This is a genomic window from Achromobacter pestifer, from assembly GCF_013267355.1.
Taxonomy (GTDB): domain Bacteria; phylum Pseudomonadota; class Gammaproteobacteria; order Burkholderiales; family Burkholderiaceae_B; genus Achromobacter; species Achromobacter pestifer_A.
Genome location: NZ_CP053985.1, coordinates 5,363,682 through 5,382,202 on the forward strand (window position 1 = coordinate 5,363,682; position 18,521 = coordinate 5,382,202).

Below are 18,521 nucleotides of genomic sequence, written 5' to 3' on the forward strand. Positions count from 1 at the left end.
TTGGGCCTGGTTTTTTATTCGGGTAGCCGGGCTGCGATTTCGGCGATCAGTCGGCGCGCCGCGTCCAGCTTGTCGGCGGCGGGCAGGGGATGCGTGCCTTGCTCGTCAAACAGCACCAGTTCGGTGGTGTCCGCGTCCATGACCTTGTGCGCCAGGTTGCCGACCAGCAGCGGAATGCCCTTGCGCGTGCGCTTGGCCTCGGCATGTTCGGCCAGCTTTTCGGTTTCGGCGGCGAAGCCCACGCACCAGGGGCCATTGGGCAGCTTGGCCACTTCGGCCAGGATGTCCGGATTGGGTTCGAATTCCATCACGGGCGCGCCGCCGCCTTCGCTGGTTTTCTTCAGCTTCTGGTTGCTGACGTTCTTCACGCGCCAGTCCGCCACCGCGGCCACGGCGATGAAGATGTCGGCATCGGCCGCGCTGGCCATGACCGCGTCGTGCATCTGGCGCGCGGTGGTGACCGACAGCGCGGTGACGCCGCGGGGCACCTGCAGGAAGGTGGCGCCGGTGATCAGCGTGACGCGGGCGCCGGCCTCGCGCGCGGCGCGCGCCAGCGCGTAGCCCGTCTTGCCCGATGAGCGGTTGCTCAGCACGCGCACCGGATCCACGGGTTCCGAGGTGGGGCCGGCGGTCAGCAGCACGTGGCGGCCGGCCAGCAGCTTGGGCTGGAAGAAGGCGATCAGGTCGGTCAGCAGTTCATGCGCTTCCAGCATGCGGCCGTCGCCGGTTTCGCCGCAGGCCTGTTCGCCGGCGGCGGGGCCCAGCACGCTGATGCCGTCGGCGCGCAGCTGTTCGACGTTGCGTTGGGTGGCCGGGTTGGCCCACATCTCGCGGTTCATGGCGGGAGCGACCAGCAGGGGACAGGCACGCGCCAGGCACAGCGTGGACAGCAGGTCGTCGGCCATGCCGTGCGCCAGCTTGGCCATGAAGTCGGCGCTGGCGGGCGCGATCAGCACCGCGTCCGCGCCGCGCGTCAGGTCGATGTGCGCCATGTTGTTGGGCACGCGGGCATCCCAGGCATCCACGAACACCGGCCGGCCCGACAGGGCCTGCATGGTGACCGGTGTGATGAAGTGCGTGGCCGCCTCGGTCATCACCACGTCGACGGTGGCGCCTTGTTCGGTCATGCGCCGCACCAGTTCGGCGATTTTGTAGCAGGCGATGCCGCCGGTCAGGCCGAGGACGATGCGTTTGCGGGCGAGGTCGAGCATGAGGGAGGCGGCGGGTTCAGCGCCGTGTAAACGAGGAACGGACAGTGATTTTATTCTGCATTGCGGCATTGCGCCGTTCGCGATGCGTTCAGGGGGCATCAAGCAGGACAAAAACCGGGGGAAATGCGGGAGCAGACCGGGGCATCGCGCCCCGGCCGGGCCGTTTTCAGGCCTGGGTCTTGGCCTTGCGGCCGCGCAGGAGTTCGTCCAGCACCAGCAGCACGGCGCCGCAGCTGATGCCCACGTCCGCCAGGTTGAAGGCGGGAAAGTAGGAGTCATTCCAGTAGAACAGCAGGAAGTCCACCACGTGGCCATAGACCACGCGGTCGATGACGTTGCCGATGGCGCCGCCCAGGATCAGGGTCAGCGCCAGGCTGAAACGCGGCTGGCCATGGGTGCGGCGCAGGATGATGGTGATGACCACCGCCGCCACGCAGCCCAGGCCGGTGAACAGCCAGCGCTGCCAGCCTTCCTCGGACGCCAGGAAGCTGAACGCGGCGCCGCGGTTGTACATCAGCGTGAAGTCGAAGACCGGCAGCACGTTGACACGCTCGCCGTACTGGAACGAGGTGTTGAAGTAGATCTTGGTCAGCTGGTCCAGCACGATGATGAGCAAGGCCAGGGCCAGCCAGCCGCCCACGCGCGCCGGGGCGGCGCGGGCGGGGGCGGTGGCGCCCGTCGCTCCCGGTTCGGAGGCGCGAGCCATGCTCAAGCCTTGTCGCGGGCTTCGCCCGAGCCGAACAGGTTGGACACGCAGCGGCCGCAGATCTCGGGGTGATCCGCGTCCTGGCCCACATCCAGGCGCCAGTGCCAGCAGCGCTCGCACTTCTTGTGCGTGGACGGCGTGACCTCGATGCGGGTCTCGCCTTCGCTGGCATGCACGGTGGCGCGCGAGACGATCAGCACGAAGCGCAGGTCGTCGCCCAGGCTGGCCAGGAGTTCCTGGTCGGCGCCATTGGCGTACAGGTCCACTTCGGCTTGCAGCGAGGAACCGATGTCGCCGGCCGTGCGCACTTCTTCCAGCTTGCGCTGGACTTCGGCGCGGATGGCGCGCAGGCGGGCCCACTTGGCCGACAGGGCGTCTGCGTCCGCGAACGGCGGCAGGGCGTGGTAGACCTCGGTGAAGATCGTGGTGCGGGCGGCGTCGGCCTGGTTCTTCAGGGCCGAGTTGACCAGTTCCTTCCAGGCTTCCTCTGCCGTGAAGGACAGGATCGGCGCCATTAGCTTGAGCAGCGTCTGCGTGATGTCCAGCAGGGCCGTCTGGGCCGAGCGGCGCGCGCGGCTGTCCACGGCCGAGGTGTACAGGCGGTCCTTCAGGATGTCCAGGTAGAACGCGCCCAGGTCTTCCGAGCAGAAGTTCTGCAGGCGCGAAACGGCCGGGTGGAAGTCGTAGCGTTCGTAATTGGCCTGGACTTCCGCCTGCATCTGCGCCGTCATGGCCAGCGCGTAGCGGTCGATCTCGAAGAGTTCGCCGTAGGGCACGGCTTGCGTCACGGCGTCGAAGTCGGCCAGGTTGGCCAGCAGGAAGCGCAGCGTGTTGCGGATGCGGCGGTAGCCTTCGACCACGCGCTTCAAGATCTCGTCCGAGATGGACAGTTCGCCCGAGTAGTCGGTGGAGGCCACCCACAGGCGCAGGATTTCCGCGCCCAGGGAGTCGGACACCTTTTGCGGGGCGATCACGTTGCCCACCGACTTGCTCATCTTGCGGCCCTGGCCGTCCACCACGAAGCCGTGCGTGAGCAGGGCCTTGTAGGGCGGTTGGCCGTAAAGCATGCAGCCGGTCAGGAGCGACGAATGGAACCAGCCGCGGTGCTGGTCCGAGCCTTCCAGGTACAGATCGGCGGGCCAGGCGAGTTCAGCGCCATGCGAGCCGGCGAAGTCGCCGTCCTTGCCGCCTAGCACCGTGGCATGGGTGCTGCCCGAGTCGAACCACACGTCCAGCGTGTCGCGGTTCTTTTCGTACTGGTCGGCTTCGTCGCCCAGCAGCTCGCGCGGATCCAGCGTCTGCCAGGCTTCGATGCCGCCTTGCTCGACGCGCTGCGCCACCTGTTCCAGCAGTTCGGAAGTGCGCGGATGCAGCTCGCCGGTTTCCTTGTGCACGAAGAAGGCCATCGGCGTGCCCCACTGGCGCTGGCGCGACAGGGTCCAGTCCGGACGGTTGGCAATCATGGAATGCAGGCGGGCGCGGCCCCAGGCCGGGTAGAAGGCCGTGGCGTCGATGCCGGCCAGCGCCGATTCGCGCAGGGTCGGGCTGCCGTCCTTGGGCGCCACGTCCATGCCGGCGAACCACTGGCTGGTGGCGCGGTAGATGATGGGGGTCTTGTGGCGCCAGCAGTGCATGTAGCTGTGCTTGTGCTTTTCCACGTGCATCAGGGCGCCGGCTTCGGTCAGCGCCTCGACGATCTTGGGGTTGGCGTCCCAGATGGACAGGCCGCCGAACAGCGCCAGGCTGTCCGCGTACTTGCCGTCGCCCATGACCGGGCTGATGAAGTCGGTGTCCTTCATGCCGTGCTCCTTGCACGACACGAAGTCCTCGATGCCGTAGGCCGGCGCCGAGTGCACCACGCCGGTGCCGGAATCGGCCGTCACGTAGTCGCCCAGGTAGGCGGGCGACTTGCGGTCGTAGGCGGCGTTGAACTGCGCCAGCGGATGGCGGAATTCGATGCCCGACAGCGCCGCGCCCGGGGCGGTGGCGATGATTTCGCCTTCCAGGTTCCAGGCCTTCAGGCAGGCTTCGACGCGCTCCTTGGCGATCAGCAGCAGGGGGCCGAACTTGGGGACCGGGGACACGCGCACCAGCGCGTATTCGATTTCGGGATGCAGGTTCAGCGCCTGGTTGGACGGAATGGTCCAGGGCGTGGTGGTCCAGATGACGATGGCGCCATCGTCCACCGATTCCAGGCCGAAGGCGCTGGCCAGCTTGGCGTGTTCGGCGAACGGGAAGGCCACGTCCACCGCCGGGTCGACGCGGTCGGCGTACTCGACCTCGGCTTCGGCCAGGGCCGAGCCGCAGTCGAAACACCAGTTCACGGGCTTCAGGCCGCGGAACACGTAGCCCTTGTCCAGGATGCGGCCCAGCGCGCGGATTTCGTCGGCTTCATTGCTGAAGTTCATCGTCATGTAGGGACGATCCCACTCGCCCAGCACGCCCAGGCGCTTGAAGTCCTTGCGCTGGCGGTCGATCTGCTCGAGCGCGTAGGCGCGGGCCTTGGACTGCACTTCGGCCACGGGCAGGTGCTTGCCGTATTTCTTTTCGATCTGGATTTCGATCGGCATGCCGTGACAGTCCCAGCCCGGCACGTAATGCGCGTCATAGCCGGCCATGTTGCGGCTCTTGACGATGATGTCCTTCAGGATCTTGTTGACCGCGTGGCCGATGTGGATGTCGCCGTTGGCGTAGGGCGGGCCGTCGTGCAGCACGAAGCGCGGCCGGCCGCGGCTGGCGGCGCGGATCGCCTGGTAGACGTGGTTTTCCTCCCACTGCGAAATCCAGGCGGGCTCGCGCTTGGCAAGGTCGCCCCGCATGGGGAAGGAGGTATCGGGCAGGTTGAGGGTCTTTTTATAGTCCATGAACGGCAAAATAGGCGCGCGCGTTTCGCGCGTCTTCGGCGATGGCGGCAGTCAGGGAAGGGAGGTCAGGAAATTTTTCTTCGTCCCGCAGCTTTTGCAGGAATTCGACGCGTACGAGTTTACCGTAAGCGTCGACGGTCTCGTCGAGCAGGTGCGACTCCAACAGCACGCGGCCGCGGTCTTCGACGGTGGGGCGCACGCCCAGGCTGGCGACCGCCGGCAGCGGCCGGTCGGCCAGGCCGTAGACCTGCACCACGTAAATGCCCGAGCGCGCGGCGCAGCGCTCCGCCACCCGCAGGTTCATGGTGGGAAAGCCCAGCGTGCGGCCCAGCTTCTGGCCGTGGATCACGTGGCCGCTGATGTGGTACGGGTGGCCCAGCAGGTGGCGGGCGCGTTCCAGGTCGCCCACCGCCAGCGCGGTGCGCACCTCGGAACTGGATATCCGGTGGCCTTGCTGGTCCGTCACGTCAGCCAGCGTCTGCACCTCGAAGCCATGGCGCAGGCCGGCCTCGCGCAGCAGGTCGATGTCGCCGCTGCGCTTGTGGCCGAAGCGGAAATCCTCGCCCACCAGCAGCCATTTGGCGTGCAGACCCTGGACCAGCAGTTGTTCGATGAAGGCGTTGGCCGACATTTCGGCCAGGCGGGCGTTGAAGCGCTCCACCACGACCTGGGTGATGCCGTAGCGAGCCAGCGCCGCCAGCTTGTCGCGCAACCCCGAAATGCGGGTGGGCGCCAATTCCGGGCGTTGGTTGAGGGTGGCGAAATACTCCCGCGGATGCGGCTCGAAGGTCATCACGGCGGGCGTCAGGTTGCGGTCGCGCGCGACTTGGCAGACGCGCGCCAGCATGGCCTGGTGTCCGCGGTGGACGCCGTCGAAATTGCCGATCGTCAGCGCGCAAGGGGCGCGCCGGTCGGGCGGGGGCAGGGATCGATAGATGCGCAGCGATGGTTTCACGAGCGAGAGTTTACAATTTTGGATTCCGGGTTTGTTCCTGTCCTTTCCTGCCGTGCGTCCAGGCTGTCGCCGCGCGCAGGATTTCGGAGGACGGATGGGCCCGATTTCCCTTGGAATTCCTTATCTTGCCGGAAATATCTACCACCAAGCGCCGCATCGTCATCCTGATCTCGGGACGCGGCAGCAATATGCAGGCATTGGCCGAGGCCTGCCGCAATGAGGGCTGGCCGGCCGAAGTCGCCGCCGTCATCGCCAGCAAGCCCGACGCCGCGGGCCTGGAGTGGGCGGCCCAGCAGGGCATCCCCACTGGCGCGCTGTATCACAAGGACTACGCCAGCCGCGAAGCCTTCGATGCCGCGCTGGCCGCCGAAATCGACCGCTACGAACCCGATTACGTCATCCTGGCGGGTTTCATGCGCGTGCTGACGCCGGGCTTCGTCAATCACTATGCCGGCCGGCTGGTCAACATTCATCCCTCGCTGCTGCCGGCGTTTCCGGGGCTGCACACGCATGCCCAGGCGTTGGCCACGGGAGTGCGGGTGCACGGCTGCACCGTGCATTTCGTCACGCCGGTGCTGGATCACGGTCCCATCATCGCCCAGGGCTGCGTGCCGGTTCTGGCGGAAGATACGCCCGAAGCGCTGGCCGAACGCGTGCTGGCGGTGGAGCATCAGGCTTTTCCGGCCGCGGTGCGTTGGCTCGCCGAAGGCCGAGTTACCCTGACCAGCGACCTCAGGGTGAACGTGCAAGGCAATCCCGATCGCCTTTTCGCCTGGTCGCCGGCCGCCTGAGCGGCCCCGAATCGAATTTTTCGGGCGGAAGCCCTCCGCCCCACTGGAACACACCATGACTAAACCCCAATCTCCGCGTTCCCGCCCGGCCGGCGCTGCCAGGGCCGCTTCCGACGGCCGCGACGGTCGGTCTTTTTTCTCGCGCCCCAAGGGCGACGCACGCGCGCCGACCGCGCGCGACAGCGGCCGTGAAGACCGTTCCGGCGGCAGCCGCGACGAGCGCTCTGGCGGCGGTCGTCCGGCGCCGCGCCCGTCCTATGATGCCCCGCGCGGCGAAGGCCGCGGCGGCGAACGCGGCTCCCATGGTTCGGAGCGCCGCGAAGGCCGCCCGAGCCCGCGGCCGTCGTTCGACCCCTCGCGCGGCGAAGGCCGCGGAGCCGAACGCGCCTCCCAGGGCTCAGAACGCCGCGAAGGCCGTCCTGGCCCGCGCCCGTCCTATGACGCCCCGCGCGGCGAAGGTCGTGGCGGCGAGCGCGCCTCCTACGGTTCGGAACGCCGCGAAGGCCGTCCTGGCCCGCGTCCGTCCTACGACGCCCCGCGCGGCGAAGGCCGTGGCGGCGAGCGCGCCTCCTACGGTTCGGAACGCCGTGAAGGCCGTCCTGGCCCGCGTCCGTCCTACGACGCCCCGCGTGGCGAAGGCCGTGGCGGCGAACGCGCCTCCTACGGTTCGGAACGCCGTGAAGGCCGTCCTGGCCCGCGTCCGTCCTACGACGCCCCGCGCGGCGAAGGCCGTGGCGGCGAGCGTGCCTCCTACGGTTCGGAACGCCGTGAAGGCCGTCCTGGCCCGCGTCCGTCCTACGACGCCCCGCGCGGCGAAGGCCGTGGCGGCGAACGCGCCTCCTACGGTTCGGAACGCCGCGAAGGCCGTCCGGGCCCGCGCCCGTCCTACGATGCCCCGCGCGGCGAAGGCCGTCCGGGCCCGCGTCCGTCCTATGACGCCCCGCGCGGCGAAAGCCGCGGCGGCGAACGCGCCTCCTACGGTTCGGAGCGCCGTGAAGGCCGTCCGGACTCGCGGCCGTCCTACGGCTCCCCGCGAGGCGAGGATCGCGGCAGCGAGCGCGGCCAATACGCAGGCCCGCGCGGCGGCGACAGCGGCCATGGCCACGGCAGCCAGGACCGCGCGGCGCAGAAGCCCCAGTTCAACCGCCCGCGTCAGTCGCATGCAGCCATCCGCATCGACCAGGTGCAGCGCGTCCTGGGTGAAATCCTGCAGTGGACGTATCCGGCCGACGCGGCCCTGTCGCACTGGCTGCGCCACCACCCCAATCTAGGCGCGCGCGACCGTTCCGAAGTCGCTGAAGCCGTCTACGACGTGCTGCGCCATCTGCGTCGCTATCGCCAGTTCGGCGAAAGCGGCGTCGGCCCGGCCTCGCGCCGCCTGGCCATCCTGGGCCTGGCCGCGACGCTGGGCGCCGAGGCGCTGACCGATGGCATGGACGCCGCCGAAGCCGAATGGCTGCAGCGCGTGTCGCAGATCGACCTGGCGACCTTGCCGCGCGCGGTGCGTGGCAGCATTCCGGACTGGCTGGACGAGCGCCTGGGCGCCATGGACAGCCCCGAAACCCTGATCGAGGCGCTGAACCGCCAGGCCAGCCTGGACCTGCGCGTCAACCCGCTCAAGGTCGAGCGCGACGCCATGCTGACCGAGTTGCAGCAGGGCGCCGGCCGCTATGAACCCGTCGCCATGCCGTATTCGCCCTGGGGCATCCGCATGCAAGGCCGCCCGGCCATCAATCGCTGGCCGCAGTTCGAGAACGGCAGCATCGAAGTGCAGGACGAGGGCAGCCAGCTGCTGGCCCTGCTGGTGGCGCCGCGTCGCGGCGAAATGATCATCGACTTCTGCGCTGGCGCCGGCGGCAAGACGCTGCTGCTGGGCGCGCTGATGCGCTCCACTGGCCGCCTGTACGCGTTCGACGTGTCCGCCGCCCGCCTGGCGCGCGCCAAGCCGCGCTTTGCGCGCAGCGGCCTGTCCAACGTGGTGCCCGTGGTCATCGACAGCGAAAACGACGCCCGCGTGAAGCGCCTGGCCGGCAAGGCCCAGCGCGTGCTGGTCGACGCCCCTTGCAGCGGCATCGGCACCCTGCGCCGCAATCCGGACCTGAAATGGCGCCAGCACCCCGAGGCGCTGGCCGAATTGGGCCAGTTGCAGGAACGCATCCTGAACAGCGCGGCGCGCTGCGTGGCCCCGGGCGGACGCCTGGTCTACGCCACGTGCAGCCTGCTGGCCGAGGAAAACGAGGTGCAGGCCGAACGCTTCCTGGCCAGCCATCCTGATTTCGAGCGCCTCGACGCCGCTGAAATCCTGGCGGCGCGCCTCGAAAACCTGAAGCTGGACGGACCTTACGTGCAGCTGCGTCCCGACGTGCACGGCACCGACGGCTTCTTTGCCGCGGTGTTCGAGCGCAAAAAGAAGGGCGCGGCAGCCGGGGCCGGTGAGGCTGCGGACGCTGGCGAGGCTGAGGCTGAAATGCCGGCCGAAGCGCCGGCCGAGGACGCCGCGGCCGGCCCGCAGGACCAGCCGGACTGAACGTGGGCGCCGGGTCAGGGACCCGGCGTCACGACCACCGTGGCGCTGTAGCGCCGCGTGCCCAGGGTCTTGTTCTGGTATTTCACTTCCCAGGCCAGGCTGTCATTGCCTGGCTGGTCGGCTTGGTAGACCACCTGGGACACCGGCACGGCCTGGTAGGCGCAGCGTCCGGAATCGCTGGATTGGCCCCGCGTTTGCATGATGTTGGCCTTGCCCAGGCGCGGCGTCAGGGTGAGCGAGACCCTTGGTGCGCGCAGCGCCAGGCAGTCCGCTCCGCGGATCTCGTAGTACGAGGCCAGCACGGCGACATCGCCCGATTTCAGCGTCTGCGCGGAAACGGCGGCGGGCAGGGCGCTTCCCAGCGCGGCCAGGGCGTAAAATAAATGGGGACGGATTTTTTTCAGCAACATCAGTGGGGCAAAAGAGACAGTTTGGTCGGTAAAGCACCCGCAGTGTGCGCCAGCCGCAAGTCCGCTTCAAGACCGGACGCCAAGCTGACAGGAACTTTAACGGCGAAATCCGGCCCAAACCTTGCGCCTTCGCGTATGCCCCCCACCTTCCCTGGGGAGGACGGCCCTAGCGCCGCGTGCCGCAAGGCTCGGCCTCGCAACCTTCGTTTTCGGTGGCGAGAGTGGGTTTTTGTCCTGAAAAACCGGGGCTTAGTCCTTGATTTCGCTCAAAAACTATTTTGAAACTACCTTGTCATAAGTCAGCCAAGGTAAGCTAAACTCCAGGCACTTCTCTAGCGAGGCTCCTAACAGCTTTATGGATTACATCCTTTCCTTCATTGCCGGCGGTCTGACCCAAGCCACTTGGTGGCAGGTCGTCGTGTTCACCCTGGTTGTGACGCACATCACGATTGTGGCGGTCACGGTCTTCCTCCATCGCAGCCAAGCGCACCGTGGTCTGGATCTGCATCCGGCCGTCATGCACTTCTTCCGTTTCTGGCTCTGGATGACGACCGGCATGGTCACCAAGGAATGGGTGGCCATCCACCGCAAGCACCACGCCAAGTGCGAAAAGGAAGGCGATCCCCATTCGCCCATCCTGTTCGGCATCTGGAAGGTGCTGTTCCGCGGCGCGGAACTGTACCGCGAAGAATCGAACAACAAGGAAACCATGGCCAAGTTCGGCCACGGCACGCCTGACGACTGGCTCGAGCGCAACGTCTACAGCAAGCACAGCCTGTGGGGCGTGCTGACCATGCTGGCCATCGACGTTGCCCTGTTCGGCGCCATGGGCGTCACGGTGTGGGCGGTGCAGATGGCCTGGATTCCCTTCTGGGCCGCCGGCGTCGTCAACGGCATCGGCCACTACTGGGGCTATCGCAACTACAACAGCCCGGACACCAGCACCAACGTGTTCCCCTGGGGCATCGTGATTGGCGGCGAAGAGCTGCACAACAACCACCACGCCCATGGCACGTCGGCCAAGTTCTCGGCCAAGTGGTACGAATTCGACATCGGCTGGTGCTACATCAACATCCTGAAGTTCTTCGGCCTGGCCAAGATCAAGAAGGTTGCGCCCAAGCTCAAGCTCGACGACTCCAAGACCGGCATCGACCTGCGCACGCTGCAAGGCGTGATCACGCACCGCTACGAAGTCATGGCCCGCTATGCGGACGTGATCAAGAGCGCTGCCCGCGAAGAAATGGCCAAGCTGAAGGAGTCGCGCAACAAGGGCAGCGCCGAATGCGACTGGACCAAGCTGCACAGCGTGCGCCGCGCGATCCACCGCAACGAGGACATCCTCCAGCCGGAACAGCTCGCCGCCGTGGATCAGGCCATCGCCCAGAACAAGTCGCTGGCCACGCTGGTGCAGATGCGCCGCGAACTCGGCCGCATCTGGGAAAGCTCCAGCGCCAGCAGCGAACAGCTTCTTCATGACCTGCAGGCCTGGTGCCAGCGCGCCCAGCAAAGCGGCATCGCCGGGCTCGAGCAATTCGCTCGACGTCTGCGCCGCTACGCGGCATGATGCTAGAGAAGCTCAATCCTGAACAACGCGCCGCAGTAACGTTAGAACCGCAGCACGCCCTGGTCCTGGCCGGGGCGGGCAGCGGCAAGACCCGGGTGCTCACCACCCGCATGGCCTGGCTGATTCAAACCGGCCAGGCTTCGCCTTTTGGGCTGCTGGCGGTCACGTTCACCAACAAGGCGGCGCGCGAAATGCTTGCGCGCATGTCGGCCATCCTGCCGATCGACACGCGCGGCCTGTGGATCGGCACCTTCCACGGCCTGTGCAACCGCATGCTGCGCGCGCATCACCGCGATGCCGGCCTGCCGCAAAGCTTCCAGATCCTGGACGTCACCGATCAGCTTGCGGCGATCAAGCGCCTGATGAAGGCCAATGGCGTCGACGACGAAAAGTTTCCGCCGCGCGATGTGCAGCGCTTCATCAACGGCGCCAAGGAAGAGGGCCTGCGTCCTGCCGACGTGGAAGCCTACGACGCCCATCGCCGCCGCCTGATCGAGATCTACCAGCTCTACGAGGCCCAGTGCCTGCGCGAGGGCGTGGTGGACTTCGCCGAGCTGCTGCTGCGCGCCTACGAACTGCTGTCGCGCAATGCGCCCGTGCGCGAGCACTATCAGCGCCGTTTCCGCCACATCCTGGTCGACGAGTTCCAGGACACCAACACGCTGCAGTACAAGTGGCTGCGCCTTTTGGCCGGCGGCGGCGCCGCCATCTTCGCGGTGGGCGACGACGACCAGTCCATCTATGCGTTCCGCGGCGCCAATGTCGGCAACATGGCCGACTTCGAACGCGACTACGCGCGCGGCACGGTGATCCGCCTGGAGCAGAACTACCGTTCCTTTGGCCACATCCTGGATTCGGCCAACGCGCTGATCGGCCACAACACGGGCCGCCTGGGCAAGAACCTCTGGACCGAGCAGGGCGACGGCGAACCGGTGCGCGTCATCGAGCAGCCGTCCGACGGCATGGAAGCGCAGTGGATCGTGGACGAGATCCGTTCCCTGATCCGCGAAGGCAGCCTGCGCCGCGAGATCGCCGTGCTCTACCGCAGCAACGCGCAGTCGCGCGTGCTGGAACACGCCATCTTTTCCGCCGGCATTCCCTACAAGGTGTACGGCGGCCTGCGCTTTTTCGAGCGCCAGGAAATCAAGCATGCGCTGGCCTACCTGCGCCTGATGGCCAACCCGCACGACGACACCTCGTGGATGCGGGTGGTCAACTTCCCCACGCGCGGTATCGGTGCACGCACGCTGGAGCAATTGGGCGACGCCGCGCGCGCGCACGACACCAGCCTGTATGCGGCCGTGGCGCTGGTGCCCGGCAAGGGCGGTTCCAACCTGGCGCAGTTCGCCCAGTTGATTCATCGCCTGATCGAAGAGACCCGCGACCTGCCGCTGCCGGAAATGGTCGAGCACATGCTCGAGGCCAGTGGCCTGAACGCGCACTACAAGGCCGAACGCGAGGGCGCGGAACGCCTGGAAAACTTGAGCGAACTGGTTACGGCCGCGGCCGTGTTCGCGTCCGAGGAAAACTACGACGGCATGCCCGCCGGCGTGGTGCCCGAACAGGACACGGCCTCCACGCTCAACGCGGGCGTGGTGGACGCACCCGTGGTGGCGTCCGACGGCCTGACTCCGGTGGCCGCGTTCCTGTCGCATGCGGCGCTGGAAGCCGGCGACAACCAGGCCCAGCAGGGCCAGGACGCCGTCCAGCTCATGACCGTGCATGCGGCCAAGGGCCTGGAGTTCGACGCCGTGTTCATCACCGGCCTGGAAGAGGGGCTGTTCCCGCACGAGAACAGCGTCCTGGAAGCGTCCGGGCTGGAAGAAGAACGCCGCCTCATGTACGTGGCCATCACGCGCGCGCGGCAGCGCCTGTACATCAGCCTGGCGCAAAGCCGGATGCTGCATGGCCAGACGCGCTACGCGATGCGTTCGCGCTTCCTGGACGAGATCCCCGAGCAGCATCTGAAGTGGCTGTCGCCCAAGGCCGGCCTGGCGCCGGTCGGCAGCACCGGGGCGGGTTGGGGCGGCGGCAACCGCGGCGACGCTTTCGGACGCAAGGCAACCAATACCATTGCGCCGCGTCAACCGCGCGGCGTCGCCACCGGTGTCACGGTGGGCGACAAGCAGTATCGTGTGGGTCAGGGCGTGCATCACGCGCGGTTCGGCGATGGCACGATCGTAAGCCTGAGCGGAGCAGGACAGGACGCCCAGGCTGAAATCCAGTTCCGCGACGTGGGCGCCAAGACCTTGGCGCTGGGCATCGCCAAACTCGACATTGTTCAGGGTTGACACACATGGCCGACAACGATTCTCCCAAAGCCGAGTTGGCGTCGCTGCGCGCCGAGGTCGATGAAATCGACCAGCAGATCATGCTGTTGCTGGGCGTGCGCTTCCGTTGCACCGACATGATCGGCGAGCTCAAGCGCGAGCTGGGCATGGACCTGGTGGATCCCCGGCGCGAAGAACAGCAGGTCGAGCGCATCCGCCGCCTGGCGCAAGAGGCGGGCGTGCCGCCCGCTCTTGCCGAAACCATCCTGCGCGAAGTGATCGACACCGTGGTCGACCACCACACCCGCCTGCGCGAGCGTCCGTACTCGTAATGGCAGGCCGGCGTCGCCCAGGTGCCTGCGTCTGCAGGCACCTGGGCGACGCCATTCCCTTCCTCTACAACACCCGCATGAACGCCAGCAAGGCGTCGATTTCATCCGCGTCCAGTTCCAGCGGCCGGATGTGCTCGGACTTGCGCGGTGCGTATGGGTCGGGCGGATCGCCGGGCGCCGGGTCGCGGCCCATGCCGGCGTTGTACATCCGCAGCAAACCCTTCAGGTCCGCGAACAGCCCGTTGTGCATCCACGGGCCGGCCCGCGCCACATTGCGCAGGCTGGGCGTGCGGAACTTGCCCAGGTCGGCGAGTTCGCGGGTCGCTTCGTAGCGGCCCAGGTCCTGGTTGCGGCGGCCATAGAAGGACAGGCCGATGTTGTGGAACTGGTGGTCCGTCAGCAGCGCGCCGCTGTGGCAGTTCATGCAGCGCGCCTGGGTGCGGAACAGATGCATGCCGATCAGCTCGCTGTCGTCCAGCGCATCCGACTGTCCATCCAGGAATTTGTCGAAGCGCGTGGGCTCGGGCCGCAGCGTGGCGACATAGGCGGCCAGCGCGCGCGCCAGGCGGTCGGCGTCCACCGGCGGCTGCGCTGCCGGGGCCGCGCCGAATGCCAACAGGAACTGTGCAGGGTAGGGATCGGCCGCCAGCAGGCGCGCCGCGGCGCCGTCGGCGTCATGGTTCATTTCGCGGGGATCGTGGATCGGCCCCAGCACCTGCTCCTTGAGGCTGGCGGCGCGTCCGTCCCAGAACAGCCGGGGCGCGAACGGCGCCGCATACAGCGGCGTGGAGCGCCGCCTGCCCATCAGCTTGTCCTCGCCCACGGCCAGCGCGAGGCCGTCGGTGAAGGCGCGCTGCGGCAGATGACAGGAGGCGCAGGAGACCTGCCCCTTGCGCGACAGCCGGGTATCGAAGAACAGCGTCTGCCCCAGCGTCACGGCCGCGGGGCGCGCGACGTCCGCGGCCAGTTCCTTTTGGCCGGCATTGGCGGCGGTCCAGGCGAGGGGCGGACTGGAAGCGGGCGGCACCGGGCCCCATTCGCGCCAGGCCACGCCAGGATCGATCGTGGGCGCAGGCCAGGTCGACGGTGGCCCAGCGTAGTGTGGCCGCAGGCAAGCGGCGTTCCAGCCCGTGGGCGTGCGGCAGCCGGCCTGATCGGCCTGGGCGTCTGCATCCGCGCGGGACGCGGGCGCCGCCAGTGCCAGCACGGCGCCCAGGATCAGAAGCGGTAACCGACTTGCAGCCATAGCTCCCGTCCCGTCTGATAGGTACTGCGGTTGGTCTTGAGGTTCGGATTGCTGGCCGTCACGGCGGGCCTGCGGTCCAGCACGTTCAGGACTTCGACCGTGAATTCCAGGCTGCGCGCGAACGTGGGGTTCCAGGCGAGCTTCGTGTCCCAGGTCCAGTAGGAAGGGATTTCGCCGGATTCGAATCGATCCAGGTAGTCGGGCCGCGGACCGAGCCCGACGTAGACGGTGGCGTCGCGCTTGCTGCGCCAGTTCACCATGTTGCTCCAGGTCAGCCCCGTGCGCGGCCACGCGCCGGTCAGGCTGAGCGTGGCGATCTGCGGCTGGTAGAAGGAGCTTGGAGGCAGATCGATGGCGCGCAGGCGCGAGCCGTTGTAGATCACGTATTCGTCGGGGTCGCGCGCGTCGCCGTTGTAGCCTTCGACCAGGTCCGCATTGGTCTTGCGCTTTTGCCAGCTCCAGCTAGCCTGCATGTTCCAGCGCGTTTCGCCCAGGCGCCAGGGCTCCAGCGTGCGCACGGAAAGGTTGACGCCGTCGGTGGTGGACAAGCCGTCGTTGGTGTAGCGGTAGCCGTCCTTGTCGTTGCCGGTCGTGGTCCACTGGTCGCGGCCGTTGCGGCGCACATAACTCAGCACGCCTTCCAGGCCCGCCATGCGCTGGCGCAGCGAGACCGCCCATTCGTCGTCATAGGGCATGCGCAGGCCCTTGTACTGGACGTAGTACTCCTTGCTGCCGTCCGCCACGGGGAGGCCGTCCTTGTCCAGCACTTGGCGCCGCAGGCGGCTACGTTCTTCCTTGAGCGCCGTCTCCAGCACGCCGGCCCCGTAGTAGCGCGACCAGCCGGCGCTGAGCAGGGTATCGCCCGAACCGAACATGTCCCAGTCCAGCCGCGTGCGCGGCGACACGTTGTTGTTGCCGAGGAAGGTCTCGCGGTCGTAGCGCAAGCCCGCGTCCAGGGCCAGCCGTTGCCATTCGATGCGGTCCGACAGGTACAGGCTGGCCATGTTGTAGTTCACGTCCACGGTCCCGGGCAGGTAGCGGACCTTGCTGTAGTCCCGGTAGCTGCCGTCGCGGTTGTAGGCGCGCTGGTAGGAGTGGCTTTCCTGGAAACGCTCGAAGTTCGCCTGCACCTGGTTCAGTTCCACGCCCGCATAGGGGATGTGCGTGAACACGCCCGTGCGCACCGGATCCAGGTCGATCCTGCCCTTCAGCGTCCAGGTGTCCTGCCGCGTCTGCTCCTTGCCGAAGCCGCCCGCCGTGTACAGCGGCAGCCGGTAGGGGCGGAATGTCACCAGCTCGTCGCCGACGGATTCGCGGTTGCTCAGCGATCGGTCCCAGCCCGCCTGCAGCGCAAGCCGGCCGCCCTGGAAGTAGTGGTCCAGGTTGGCGCCGATGCCGCGCGCCTCATGATTGTTGTCCCAGCGCGTGTGCCGGAACAGGTCGCTGGCCAGGGTCTCGCTGCGGTCGCTGTACTTCAGCGTCAGGTCGGCCGTGGTATCGGCGCTGGCGCGCACGCTGAACTTGCCCAGGAAGTTGTCGATGCGGTCGTTGTAGGCAGCCTGGCCCGGGGCCGGCTGCCCCTTGTCATCCACGCCCATGTTCCAGCGCGTGATGTCCGATTCGCGGCGCGACATGGCCAGCACGGCGCCCGATTTTTCATTGAAGGCGAGGTCGCCCACGGCGGAGTAGAAGCGCTTTTTCCATTCCGGCGAATAGCCTGGCTTGCCCTGCGCCCAACTGTTTTGTTCGCCCTCGGCCACCTCCTGCCGCGTCATTTTGGAAGTGTTCCAGCGGTAGTCCAGATTCAAGCGGTTTTCGCCCGAAAAGCGGCGCAGCCTGGCGTCGACGACGCCGCCCGTGAATCGGCCGTACTCCACCGGCACGAAGCTGTCGTGCACGCGCACTTCCTCCAGCAAGCTCGTGTCGACGAAGTACGACTGCGGATTGCTGGGCACGTTGCCGACCTGCAGGTTCAGGTTCTTGCTGGCCGGGTCCACGCGGTTGGTCGCGTCCATGCCGTCGAGCTGGAACAGGTTCTGGTAGGGGCTGGAGCCGTGGAAGGAAATGTCCTCCACATTGAGCGAGCCGCGGTTCTGCGAGCCGGCGGCGCCCGGGTTGGTGCGTACCGCCGGATGCGTCGCCACCAGCGTGCTGAGGTCGCGGTTGGAGCTGGGCGTTTCGGCGATGTCCTCGCGGGTATAGATGCGCTCGCCCACCTGTTCGCCGTAGACCCGCACGGCGTCCAGGCGCAAGGCGGAAAACTGGTTGGTCTTGTCGACGTAGACGATGTAGCGGCCAGGTCCCTCCGCGCGCAGCGCCAGTCCGGACCCCGCCAGCAGGTGGTTCAGCGCGAGCAACGGTGAGTACTCGCCTTGCAGCGGCGGCGAGGTCTTGCCCGCCACGGCCGCCGGCGGAAACGAGATCTCCAGGCCGGCTTGCCGACCCAGCGCGAGCAGGGCCTCGCCCAGGGGCTGCGCCGGCAGGTCGTAGGTGGCGCGCGCGGCGGGTTGGGCGGCGGCCGGAGCCGCCGTGATCAACGCGGCGATGACGAGCGCCGCCGAAGCGCCAGACCGGCGGGCGCGCCGGTTGATGAGAGAAAACAGCATGAATGCGTCCAAGCGGGTGTTGATGTCAGCCGTAGGACGTGTCCAAGCAGGGCTTACCTCATCGGATTGTCGATGAATAATTTATATCGATTCTCATTTACCGATTAGCAATCGACTTCAACGCAAGATCAGCAGGCCTGGCAGTTCGGTAATGCCGACCTTGGCCTGCGCCAGCAGCAATTCCAGCGCACGCTTGGGGTCGCCGATGCTGGCGGTGCCCGAGACGCGCAAACGTCTTGCGGTTTCGCCCAGCACCAGGATGTGCTTGCCGCCGTAGCGGGAGAGCCGCGCCGCGGCCTCGGGCAAGGCGACATCGTTGAAAGCCAGCAGGCCCTGGCTCCAGTCCGGCGCCGGTTCCTGTGCGGGGGCGAGGCGGGCGATGCCCGTTGCCGACACGGCAGCTCCCTGGCCCGCGTCCAGTACCAAGGCCGCGTCGTCCTGGCAGCTCAGGCAATGGACAGCGACGCGATGTTCATACACCGTCACGCGCGTGCCGTCGGCCTCGCGCGCCACGACATACCGGGTGCCAAGCGCCGCGGCGGACGCGTCAGGCGTCATCACCGTGAAATCCGGACCGCCGGGGGCGCGCGGCGCGGCCGTGAACAGCGCCCGTCCAGCCAGCAGCCGTACTTCGCGCTTGCCCGGCGCGAAGTCGATGGCGATGGCCGAGTCCGCGTCCAGCGTGGCGCTGGAGCCGTCGGGCAGGGCCACGCGGCGCACTTCGGCGCCGGTCGTATAGTCGGCGCCGGGATGCACCGTCCGCAGCAGCAGCCAGGCCGGCCAGGCCGCCAGCAATGCCAGCGCAGCCGCCGCGCCGCGCTTGCGCGCGCGCCGTGGCGCCAGCAGCTTGCCTTGCTCGATCTCGCCCATCCGCCGCCACAGGCGCGCCAGCCGCTCGTACGCGGCGGCGTGGCTGGCGTCGGCCCGGTACCAGGCTTCGAATTCGGCCTGGGCCTGTGCATCCATGCCCTGGCCGCTGTGGCGCACGACCCATTGCGATGCTGCTTCCTGGGTGCTGTGGGATTCAGGAGCAGCCATG

13 protein-coding genes are annotated in these 18,521 nt (G+C 67.5%); 5 read left to right on the forward strand and 8 right to left on the reverse strand.

Translation table 11 applies throughout. The features are described from left to right. Positions 1–14: 14 nt before the first annotated feature. From coaBC to FOC84_RS25480, 4 genes are all read right to left on the reverse strand, one after another. Positions 15–1,211 carry a bifunctional phosphopantothenoylcysteine decarboxylase/phosphopantothenate--cysteine ligase CoaBC gene (gene coaBC / locus FOC84_RS25465; protein ID WP_173147158.1) on the reverse strand — a complete coding sequence of 399 codons (1,197 nt, stop codon included), beginning with the start codon at positions 1,209–1,211 and terminating at the stop codon, positions 15–17. A gap of 166 nt (positions 1,212–1,377) precedes the next feature. After that, on the reverse strand, positions 1,378–1,917 hold the full coding sequence (gene lspA / locus FOC84_RS25470) for a signal peptidase II (protein ID WP_173147160.1): 540 nt from the start codon (positions 1,915–1,917) through the stop codon (positions 1,378–1,380). A 2-nt stretch (positions 1,918–1,919) separates the two neighbouring features. Then, complete coding sequence (gene ileS, locus FOC84_RS25475) at positions 1,920–4,781, reverse strand: isoleucine--tRNA ligase (RefSeq protein ID WP_173147161.1); 2,862 nt, start codon at positions 4,779–4,781, stop codon at positions 1,920–1,922. Further along, on the reverse strand, positions 4,771–5,736 hold the full coding sequence (locus FOC84_RS25480) for a bifunctional riboflavin kinase/FAD synthetase (protein WP_173147162.1): 966 nt from the start codon (positions 5,734–5,736) through the stop codon (positions 4,771–4,773). The genes ileS and FOC84_RS25480 overlap by 11 nt, the downstream gene beginning before the upstream one ends. A 134-nt stretch (positions 5,737–5,870) precedes the next feature. On the opposite strand from FOC84_RS25480, the gene purN reads away from it, so the two are divergent. Then, complete coding sequence (gene purN, locus FOC84_RS25485) at positions 5,871–6,527, forward strand: phosphoribosylglycinamide formyltransferase (RefSeq protein WP_173150396.1); 657 nt, start codon at positions 5,871–5,873, stop codon at positions 6,525–6,527. A 1,183-nt stretch (positions 6,528–7,710) separates the two neighbouring features. Further along, positions 7,711–9,054 (forward strand): RsmB/NOP family class I SAM-dependent RNA methyltransferase, encoded by a 1,344-nt coding sequence (locus tag FOC84_RS33595; protein WP_173150397.1) that lies wholly within the window; start codon positions 7,711–7,713, stop codon positions 9,052–9,054. Positions 9,055–9,068: 14 nt separating this feature from the next. On the opposite strand, the gene FOC84_RS25495 is transcribed toward FOC84_RS33595, so the two are convergent. Further along, on the reverse strand, positions 9,069–9,464 hold the full coding sequence (locus FOC84_RS25495; RefSeq protein WP_173147163.1) for a hypothetical protein: 396 nt from the start codon (positions 9,462–9,464) through the stop codon (positions 9,069–9,071). A 355-nt stretch (positions 9,465–9,819) separates the two neighbouring features. On the opposite strand from FOC84_RS25495, the gene FOC84_RS25500 reads away from it, so the two are divergent. Genes FOC84_RS25500 through FOC84_RS25510 form a run of 3 tightly spaced genes read left to right on the forward strand, consistent with a single transcriptional unit; the run spans position 9,820 to position 13,630 of the window. Beyond that, positions 9,820–11,028 carry a DesA family fatty acid desaturase gene (locus FOC84_RS25500; RefSeq protein WP_173147164.1) on the forward strand — a complete coding sequence of 403 codons (1,209 nt, stop codon included), beginning with the start codon at positions 9,820–9,822 and terminating at the stop codon, positions 11,026–11,028. Then, complete coding sequence (locus tag FOC84_RS25505) at positions 11,025–13,319, forward strand: UvrD-helicase domain-containing protein (RefSeq protein ID WP_173147165.1); 2,295 nt, start codon at positions 11,025–11,027, stop codon at positions 13,317–13,319. Before FOC84_RS25500 ends, FOC84_RS25505 begins: the two co-directional genes overlap by 4 nt. Positions 13,320–13,324: 5 nt before the next feature. Further along, positions 13,325–13,630 (forward strand): chorismate mutase, encoded by a 306-nt coding sequence (locus FOC84_RS25510; protein WP_173147166.1) that lies wholly within the window; start codon positions 13,325–13,327, stop codon positions 13,628–13,630. Between the two features lie 64 nt (positions 13,631–13,694). On the opposite strand, the gene FOC84_RS25515 is transcribed toward FOC84_RS25510, so the two are convergent. The 3 genes from FOC84_RS25515 to FOC84_RS25525 all read right to left on the reverse strand — a co-directional run bounded on the left by FOC84_RS25515 (position 13,695) and on the right by FOC84_RS25525 (position 18,520). Continuing rightward, complete coding sequence (locus tag FOC84_RS25515) at positions 13,695–14,876, reverse strand: cytochrome-c peroxidase (RefSeq protein ID WP_173147167.1); 1,182 nt, start codon at positions 14,874–14,876, stop codon at positions 13,695–13,697. Beyond that, positions 14,849–17,482, reverse strand: coding sequence for a TonB-dependent receptor (locus tag FOC84_RS25520; RefSeq protein ID WP_173147169.1), 2,634 nt, complete (start codon positions 17,480–17,482; stop codon positions 14,849–14,851). The genes FOC84_RS25515 and FOC84_RS25520 overlap by 28 nt, the downstream gene beginning before the upstream one ends. Before the next feature lie 117 nt (positions 17,483–17,599). Further along, positions 17,600–18,520 carry a FecR family protein gene (locus FOC84_RS25525; RefSeq protein ID WP_173147170.1) on the reverse strand — a complete coding sequence of 307 codons (921 nt, stop codon included), beginning with the start codon at positions 18,518–18,520 and terminating at the stop codon, positions 17,600–17,602. Between the last annotated feature and the right edge of the window lies 1 nt (position 18,521).

Excerpts from the sequence above, each read along its gene's own strand:
- coaBC (WP_173147158.1), bottom strand. The coding sequence starts at position 1,211 with ATGCTCGACCTCGCCCGCAAACGCATCGTCCTCGGCCTGACCGGCGGC.
- lspA (WP_173147160.1), bottom strand. The coding sequence starts at position 1,917 with ATGGCTCGCGCCTCCGAACCGGGAGCGACGGGCGCCACCGCCCCCGCC.
- ileS (WP_173147161.1), bottom strand. The coding sequence starts at position 4,781 with ATGGACTATAAAAAGACCCTCAACCTGCCCGATACCTCCTTCCCCATG.
- FOC84_RS25495 (WP_173147163.1), bottom strand. The coding sequence starts at position 9,464 with ATGTTGCTGAAAAAAATCCGTCCCCATTTATTTTACGCCCTGGCCGCG.
- FOC84_RS25500 (WP_173147164.1), top strand. The coding sequence starts at position 9,820 with ATGGATTACATCCTTTCCTTCATTGCCGGCGGTCTGACCCAAGCCACT.
- FOC84_RS25505 (WP_173147165.1), top strand. The coding sequence starts at position 11,025 with ATGATGCTAGAGAAGCTCAATCCTGAACAACGCGCCGCAGTAACGTTA.
- FOC84_RS25510 (WP_173147166.1), top strand. The coding sequence starts at position 13,325 with ATGGCCGACAACGATTCTCCCAAAGCCGAGTTGGCGTCGCTGCGCGCC.
- FOC84_RS25515 (WP_173147167.1), bottom strand. The coding sequence starts at position 14,876 with ATGGCTGCAAGTCGGTTACCGCTTCTGATCCTGGGCGCCGTGCTGGCA.
- FOC84_RS25520 (WP_173147169.1), bottom strand. The coding sequence starts at position 17,482 with ATGCTGTTTTCTCTCATCAACCGGCGCGCCCGCCGGTCTGGCGCTTCG.
- FOC84_RS25525 (WP_173147170.1), bottom strand. The coding sequence starts at position 18,520 with ATGGCTGCTCCTGAATCCCACAGCACCCAGGAAGCAGCATCGCAATGG.